Consider the following 7,351-nt stretch of genomic DNA (forward strand, 5'->3'; position numbering starts at 1 on the left):
GACCGCCACGCGCGGCGCGGCTCAGCCCAGCCCGTTCAGGAACGGCTCGTGGCTGGTCCGGAACTCCCAGTTGTAGAACCGGTCCCAGTTGATCGACCAGGTCATCAGCCCGCGGAAGTTCGGGTTGGTGCCGCTGCGGACCGTGTAGCCGCCGCAGTTGCTCCCCTTCACCAGGCACGTCACCGCCTGCTGCACGGCCGCCGGTGCGACGTACCCGTTGCCGGCGCTCACCGAGGACGGGGCGCCGAAGGCAACCTGGTCCTCGCGCAGCGCCGGGAACATGTTCGCCGTGTTGCCCGCCACCGGGAAGCCGGTCAGCATCATGTCGGTCATCGCGATGTGGAAGTCCGCGCCGCCCATGCTGTGGTACTGGTTGTCCAGGCCCACGATCGAGCCCGAGTTGTAGTCCTGGACGTGCAGCACGGTCAGGTCGTTGCGCATCGCGTAGATCACCGGCAGGTACGAGCCGGCGCGCGGGTCCTGGCCGCCCCACGGGCCCGAGCCGTAGAACTGGTAGCCCAGCTGGACGAAGAACGTCTCCGGCGCCATCGTCAGCACGAAGGTCGCGCCGTACCGGGCCTTCAGTGACTTCAGCGCGCTGATCAGGTTGACGATGACCGGGGTCGTCGGGTTCTTGAAGTCGGTGTCGCCGGTGTTCAGCGACAGCGAGTGGCCCTCGAAGTCGATGTCCACGCCGTCCAGGCCGTACTTGTCGATGATCGCGCTGACCGAGCTCACGAACTTGTCGCGGGCCGCGGTCGTGGTGAGCTGCACCTGGCCGTTCGCGCCGCCGATGGAGAGCAGCACCTTCTTGCCCGCCGTACGCTTCGCCCGGATCGCGGCGATGAAGTCGGCCTCGCTCTCCACGCCCGCGCATTCGCTTGCCGGGCAGAGGTTGAACCGGATGTCACCGGAGGTCGCGCTGGTCGGCTCGCCGAAGGACAGGTTGATGATGTCCCAGTCCGCCGGCACGTCGGCCAGGCGCAGGTAGCCCGCGCCGTTGAGGAAGCTGGCGTGCAGGTAGCCGATCAGCGCGTGCTTCGGGAGCCCGGTCACGGGAGGCGGGGGTGTAGTAGGAGGGGGCGTGGTGGGAGGAGGCGTGGTGGGAGGGGGCGTGGTGGGAGAAGGCGGCGGGGTGGTCGGGTCGACCACGCCTCCGCAGGCGCCCTTGTCCGCCCAGACGCCCCACTGCCCGCTGGCGGTCGGGACCTCGTTGGTGGTCCACCACTTCGCGGTGTAGTTCTTCGACTGGTACGAGACCTGGTTGTCCTTGACGTAGATCGCCGAGGCACTCCAGGCCGGCGCACAGGCGACGGCGGCGTTGGCGGAGGAGGCTATGTAGACGGTGGAGCCGGTGGCCACGAGCACGGCCGTGGCGGCGAGGATGAGTGAACGGCGCATGGGGGGTGGCCTCCACGTCGGGATATCGACAGTTGGCCAATTATTAGGACTGTTAACTGTTCCTGTCCAGTGAACGTTTTTTTCACGCCTCGGTGAACCGGATCCGCCGGCCGGCCCGGTCGAACAGCAGCAGGTCCGCCGGCCCCACGCCGACGTCCAGCTCGTCACCCACGCTGACCCGGCCCGGCACCGGGATCCGCACCATCACCTCGCCCATCGGCGGCGCCTCCACCAGGTCGTACGCCGGATAGAACCCGTACGGCGTGCTCGCCGCGACGGACCGCGGCGGCGGCGCCGGCGCGTCCAGCCGGATGCTCGGCACCCCGCCGACGTCGACGTGCGCCAGCCACTCGTGCCCCAGGTTCTCCACCTCGCGGACCGTGCCGTGCAGCGACATGCTCCGCGGCTCCCGGGAGAGCGCCCGCAGCACCAGCGTCACCCGCTCGGTGTGGTGTGCCGCCAGCCGCTCGGTGCACGGGTCGCCGGCCGGCAGCTCCAGCACCTGCGAGCCCAGGTCCAGCACCACCCGGCCGGCGTCGGCGTACACCGCGGCCTCCAGCAGGCTGGTCCGCGGCATGCCCAGGAACGCCGCCACGAACAGGGTGTCCGGGTCCGCGTACACCTGGGCCGGCGGCCCCACCTGCTGCAGCACGCCGAGCCGCAGGACGGCGATCCGGTCCGCCATGCTCATCGCCTCGGTCTGGTCGTGCGTCACGTAGACCGTCGTCACCGCGAGCCGCCGGGCCAGCGCCACGATCTCGCCCCGCAGCGCCGCCCGGGCGCTCGCGTCCACGTTGGACAACGGCTCGTCGAGCAGGAACACGGCCGGCTGCCGGACCAGCGCGCGGGCCATCGCGACCCGCTGCTGCTGGCCGCCGGACAGGTGCACGGGATAGCGGCTGAGCAGGTCGGAGATGCCCACACTGCGGGCCACCGCGGCGACCCGGGCGGCCACGTCCGAGGCCGGGCCGGGGTTGAGGCGCAGCGGGAAGCCGATGTTCTGGGCGACGGTCAGGTGCGGGTAGAGGGCGTAGTTCTGGAACACCATCGCGATGTCCCGTTGCCGGGGGTCAAGTTCCGTGACCGGTACGCCGTCGAACAGCACCGTGCCGGAGGTCGGTTCCTCGAACCCGGCCAGCATCCGCAGCAGGGTCGACTTCCCGCAGCCGGTCGGCCCGAGCAGCACCAGGAACTCGCCCGGTGCCACCTCCAGGTCAACGCCCTGCACCGCGACGACGTCGTCGAAGGTCTTCGTGAGCTCGCGCGCGGTGATCGCCACCATGCCCCCATGGTGAGGGGTCGGTGACCATCAATGCCAGGGCTTTGCCGTACGGGTCCTACTGCAGCACGGTCCGGTCGAGGAATCCGTCGCCGTCGTCGTCGAACATCCGCTTCTCGAAGACGCCGTCGTGGTCCTTGTCGTAGTCGGCGAAGTCGACCCGGTTGTCCAGATCCTTGTCGACACCCACGAAGTCGGCCCGGCCGTCGCCGTTGAGGTCCACCCGGATCTCGGCGCCGCCGCCCTCGCGCCCCCGGTAGGTCGCCTTGTCCATGCTGCCGTCGCCGTCCGCGTCGACCCGGTTGTGGTAGCCCTTGGGCGGGGCCAGGTGCTCGGGCTCCCCCAGCCCGCTCTGCGCCTCGCCGGCGCCGCCGAGGCCGCTGCGCGGCGCGTCACCGAAGGCGGAAACCGCCGGCAGGCCGTCCATGTCGGGACCGTCCTGGGCCGGGCCGTCCTCGAGCCCGGGCGCCGAGCCGAAGCCCGAGCGGGCGGACATGTCGGCGCCGCCGGTGCCCCAGGCGTCCGGCGCCGAGTCGAGACCGGCCGCCGCGGCGGTCGCCGCCGTCCCGGCGGCCGAGCCGAACTCCGACCACTCGCCGAGCGCGGGCGAACCCAGCCCGGTCGAGGCCGCGCCGAGCTCGGCGCCGGACCCGGACGGACCGAAGCCGTCCGCGGGGGCCGAGCCGAAGCCCTCCCGGGACATCCCGCCGCCGGCCGAGCCGAAGCCCTCCCGGGCCGCCCCGCCGCCCATCCCGCCGATGCCGAACGAGGAGAACAGCCCGAACGTGCTCGACTTGGTGACCCGGTCCTCCACCATCGCCGCTTGCGCGCCCGACTCGCTGCTGACCTGCTGCCGCAGCAGGTCGGCCTCGTCGGCGTCCAGGTCGTAGCCGGCCAGCGCCCCGGCCGGGTCAGCCGCGAGCCGGGCCGGGAACGACGGGTCGGTGAGCAGTCGCTCCAGCACCTCGTCGAAGTCACTCATGGCCACCACGGTAGGAGCCCGCGTCCAGCGATCGCCATCGGCGACCCGGTCAGTACCGGCGGGCCGCCGCCGGACTCAGTCCAGCTCCGGCATCGGCACCGGCTGTGGCCTGGGCCGACAGGTGCCGCACTGGACCGCGTCCTCGACCACCAGCGCCTCCGCCCGGTCCCGGACGAGCGAACGGCTCACCTGAAGGAGGTACGGCCCGAACCGGGCATGGTCCTCGCAGACCCCTCGCCCGCAGAACCGGCAGGTCCCTCGGGCCGCCTTGGCGCAGAACCAGCAGAGCACGGATGTCCTCTCGTCAGCCGATGATGATCGGCGGTGTGGTGGGAACGGTCGGCGACGGCTGCGTCGTCGGAGGGGTCGTCGGCGGAGTCGTCCGGGTGGCGGTCGGCGTCGGCGCCGGGGTGGTGGTCGGCGGAGTCGTCCGCGGGGGCGTGGTCGCCGGCGTGGTGGGCCGGGTGGTCGCCCGGGTGGTGGTCGGTGCCGGGTCGTCCGGCGTGGTCGGGTCGATCGGGTCCACGGTGGGCTCCGGCCCGTCCGTCTCCTCGGTCGGCGGCGGCGAGCTCAGCGTCGGCGAGGGGGTCACCACGCTGGGCAGATCCGACGGCAGCGGCTGGTCGCTCGGCGCCGGGCTGGGCGAGCCGGCCGGCGGCTCCACCTTGACGCCGTCGCCGCAGCTCAGGTCGGTGCCGGTGGGCTGGCTCGGGGTGCCGGCGACGTAGACGCGACCGGTGGCCACGGTCAGGCCGGCGGGCTCGACCGCGTACCAGGAATCCCCGCTGTTGGTGACCGCGCCCGCCGGGCGGGAAACGGCCAGGGCGAGCGGCTGGTAGGCGCCGCTGGTGCTGGCGGTGTCGGCGAGCAGGCGCCCGGCCTCCAGCGAGAGCGCGCCGTGCGGCACCCGCTGCCGGCCGGCGTCGGTGTAGAGCCGGCCCAGCTGGGCCTGCGAGCCGGCGCAGAACAGCGTGGCCGAGCCGCCCTGGAACGTCAGCCGGGCGGTGGCCTTGGCCGGCACGGTGATCCGGGAACCCTCGTTGAGGTAGCGCCGGTCACCCTCGGCGACGGTCACCGTACGGCCGTCGACCGTCACGGTGATCGTGCCCCGGTCCGAGGTCAGCAGCGCCCGGTTGGTGGGCATCTCGGCCCAGGCCGGGCCGGGGGCGAAGTTGACCGCGGTGAGCAGCAGCGAGAGCAGGAGCAGCAGCAGGACGAGCCACCACATCCGGCGCTCGAAGCGGCGGTCCACCTCGGGGTCCTCGGTGCCGTCCGGCGGGCCGGGCGGCACGGCGAGCGGCGGGTAGACCCCGGCGGAGTGCACGCCGTCGGCGGCCGGGCCGCTGCCGGTGGGACCGCCGGCCATGGTGCCGGGCCGGCCGACCAGCGGCGGCAGGTCGGAGGCGTCCGGGATGATCCAGAGCCGTACGGGGGTCCGGGCCTGCGCGACCATGCCCGGGTTGCCGTCGCCGACCGGGCCGACCAGCGTGCCGCGGCGCAGCTCGACGCCGTCGGGCATGGCGATGACGCCGGACTCGACCACCACGGCGTGGGTGGGGCCCTGCAGGATGACCGGCGCGCCCGGCTCCAGGTCCACCGGGTGCGCGGACGCGATCAGCGCAAGCCGCTCGTCCCCGGCCAGGCAGGACAGCGCGGGGGTGTCGGCGAACAGGGCCTCGGCCTCGGCCCGGTCGGCGGGCGGCGGGCCGGGCAGCGGGCCGATGACCGTGGCGACGGTCGCGGTGGGCACCGAGAGCAGGGTGGTGCCGGCGGTGTGCCAGTCCAGCGAGGTGGCCCGGCCGGTGAGCGCGTTGGCGAGCCCGACCACCCCACCGGCGCCGACGTGGTGCCGGATGGTGCCGCCGGGGTCGCCGGGCTTGCGGGCCTGGACGGCGCCGTCGACCACGACGTAGACACTCTGCTGCGTGCTGCCCGCCACGACAAGCTGGGTGCCGGACGGCGGACGCACCCAGCGGGCCCGGGCGGCGAGGCCGGCGAGCGCGTGCTCGGGCAGCCCACCCAGGTCGGAGTTGCGCAGCGCGGCCAGCCGGCGCGGGGCGTCGGCCTCCCGGCGCTTCTCGGCGGACCGTTCGCGCCAGCGCCGCCACCAGCGGGCCAGCCGGCCCACGGCGAGGTAGATCAGCGGGGCGCAGAGACCCAGCACGACCAGCACGAGCAGCAGCCGGGCGGCGAACCCGCTGTGCCACAGACCGGTGGCCAGCCCGGCGACCCGGTCGGCCCAGATCCGGTACGCGAGATTCGCCGCGACCGCCACCCAGAGCAGCGCGAGCACCCCGTACAGGGCGACGATCCGGCCCTCCCGGTCCAGCCCGGCCCACGACGGCGGGCGCCCGCGCAGCCGGCTGGACACCCAGGCCAGGCCACGTCCCCGCAGGTTCGGGATCTCCAGCCAGTCCATCAGCAGGTAGTAGCCGTCGAGAGCGAGCAGCGGGTTGAGGTTGAACAGCACGTTGAGATACCAGGCGAAGGCCAGCTTGAAGGCCAGCGGCCCGAGCGCCGGCACGGCCAGCCCGACCAGCTGGATCGACCCGGCGAGCACCAGGCCGGTGGCCGGGCCCGCCGCGGTGACCAGCATCCGGGCGCGCCGGCCGGCCATCCACACGTCGGTGGTGTCGACGAAGACCGACGGGATGCCGAAGTAGACCAGCACGCCGGCCGCGGGCACTTCTCTCCCGGCGTGTTTGGTGGCCAGCGCGTGGCCCAGCTCGTGGCTGGCCAGGGCGAGCACGTTGAGCAGCAGCAGCACGACCGCGCCGAGCAGGTAGGAGCCGCCGGTCAGGAAGACCGCCTGGCTGCCGCGCCACCAGGTGGCCACGAACAGGCCCATCCCGGCCACCGCGAAGACCGCCATGACGATCGCCGCGGCCTTGGTGAAGAGCAGCCGGCCGCCGGCGCGGTAGAGCCCCGAGATCACGCCGTCGATGTCGAAGACCAGCATCCGGCGCCCGCGTGCCGCGGCCAGCACCCCGCTGCCGACCCGCTTGGGCAGCGGCTGGCGCTCCAGCTCCTGCAACGGGCGGAACGCGTCCACCGGCAGCTCGTCCAGCATCCGGTTGCCGGCCAGGTCGGCGACCACCCGGCGGACCTGGTCGGGGGCGAGCCGGCCGGCCAGCCGGGCGAACTCGGCGACCAGGCGGGCGACCGTGTGGGTGCCGTCCATCATCAGCGCGAGCTGCCACTCGTCGGGGGTCAGCCGCAGATAGCAGGCGCGGCCGCTGTCGTCGGGCGAGCGCAGCATCACGTACGCCGAGCCCCGCACGCTGATCAGCTCGGCGGCCTCGATCCCGGCACGCAGCACCGGCCGGGCCCGGGCGGGGTTGAGCCGCTCGACGACCGCGCCCCAGAGTCCGGGGTCGGCGGGTCCGAGTGGCTCACCCGGCGCGCGACCGGCCAGGGCTTCCCAGACACTCATCCGGGTCTCGACGTAAGTCAACGGGGGTCGACCTTCCACTTCGCTATGGCGAATGGAGACTAGGCGGTCGGCCGGGCGAAAGGCGAGCCCCCGATAAGCCAATCGCAGGGAGATATCACACATTTTAGACAAAAAGGTGCGGTGGGGGGGGGGGGGCCCCCCCCCCGGGGGGGGGGCCCCCCCCCCGGGGGGGGGGGGGGGGGGCCCCCGGGGCCCCCCGGCGCCCGCGGGGGTGTGTGGGGGGGCCGGGCGCCGG

4 protein-coding genes are annotated in these 7,351 nt (G+C 73.6%); all 4 read right to left on the minus strand.

Features of this window, described 5'->3' with window-relative positions:
- Nucleotides 1–21: 21 nt before the first annotated feature.
- Nucleotides 22–1,401: a chitinase gene (locus ACIBQZ_RS32005; RefSeq protein WP_396092550.1), complete on the minus strand. Its 1,380-nt coding sequence runs from the start codon at nucleotides 1,399–1,401 to the stop codon at nucleotides 22–24.
- Between the two features lie 82 nt (nucleotides 1,402–1,483).
- The gene (locus ACIBQZ_RS32010) at nucleotides 1,484–2,683 is read right to left on the minus strand and encodes an ABC transporter ATP-binding protein (protein ID WP_396092551.1); all 1,200 of its coding nucleotides are present in this window, start codon (nucleotides 2,681–2,683) and stop codon (nucleotides 1,484–1,486) included.
- A 55-nt stretch (nucleotides 2,684–2,738) separates the two neighbouring features.
- The gene (locus tag ACIBQZ_RS32015; protein WP_396092552.1) at nucleotides 2,739–3,662 is read right to left on the minus strand and encodes a hypothetical protein; all 924 of its coding nucleotides are present in this window, start codon (nucleotides 3,660–3,662) and stop codon (nucleotides 2,739–2,741) included.
- Between the two features lie 304 nt (nucleotides 3,663–3,966).
- Complete coding sequence (locus ACIBQZ_RS32020) at nucleotides 3,967–7,116, minus strand: cyclic nucleotide-binding protein (RefSeq protein ID WP_396092553.1); 3,150 nt, start codon at nucleotides 7,114–7,116, stop codon at nucleotides 3,967–3,969.
- Nucleotides 7,117–7,351: the final 235 nt, after the last annotated feature.

This window comes from Actinoplanes sp. NPDC049599, from assembly GCF_044465625.1.
Lineage (GTDB): Bacteria > Actinomycetota > Actinomycetes > Mycobacteriales > Micromonosporaceae > Actinoplanes.

Excerpts from the sequence above, each read along its gene's own strand:
- ACIBQZ_RS32010 (WP_396092551.1), bottom strand. The coding sequence starts at position 2,683 with ATGGTGGCGATCACCGCGCGCGAGCTCACGAAGACCTTCGACGACGTC.
- ACIBQZ_RS32015 (WP_396092552.1), bottom strand. The coding sequence starts at position 3,662 with ATGAGTGACTTCGACGAGGTGCTGGAGCGACTGCTCACCGACCCGTCG.
- ACIBQZ_RS32005 (WP_396092550.1), bottom strand. The coding sequence starts at position 1,401 with ATGCGCCGTTCACTCATCCTCGCCGCCACGGCCGTGCTCGTGGCCACC.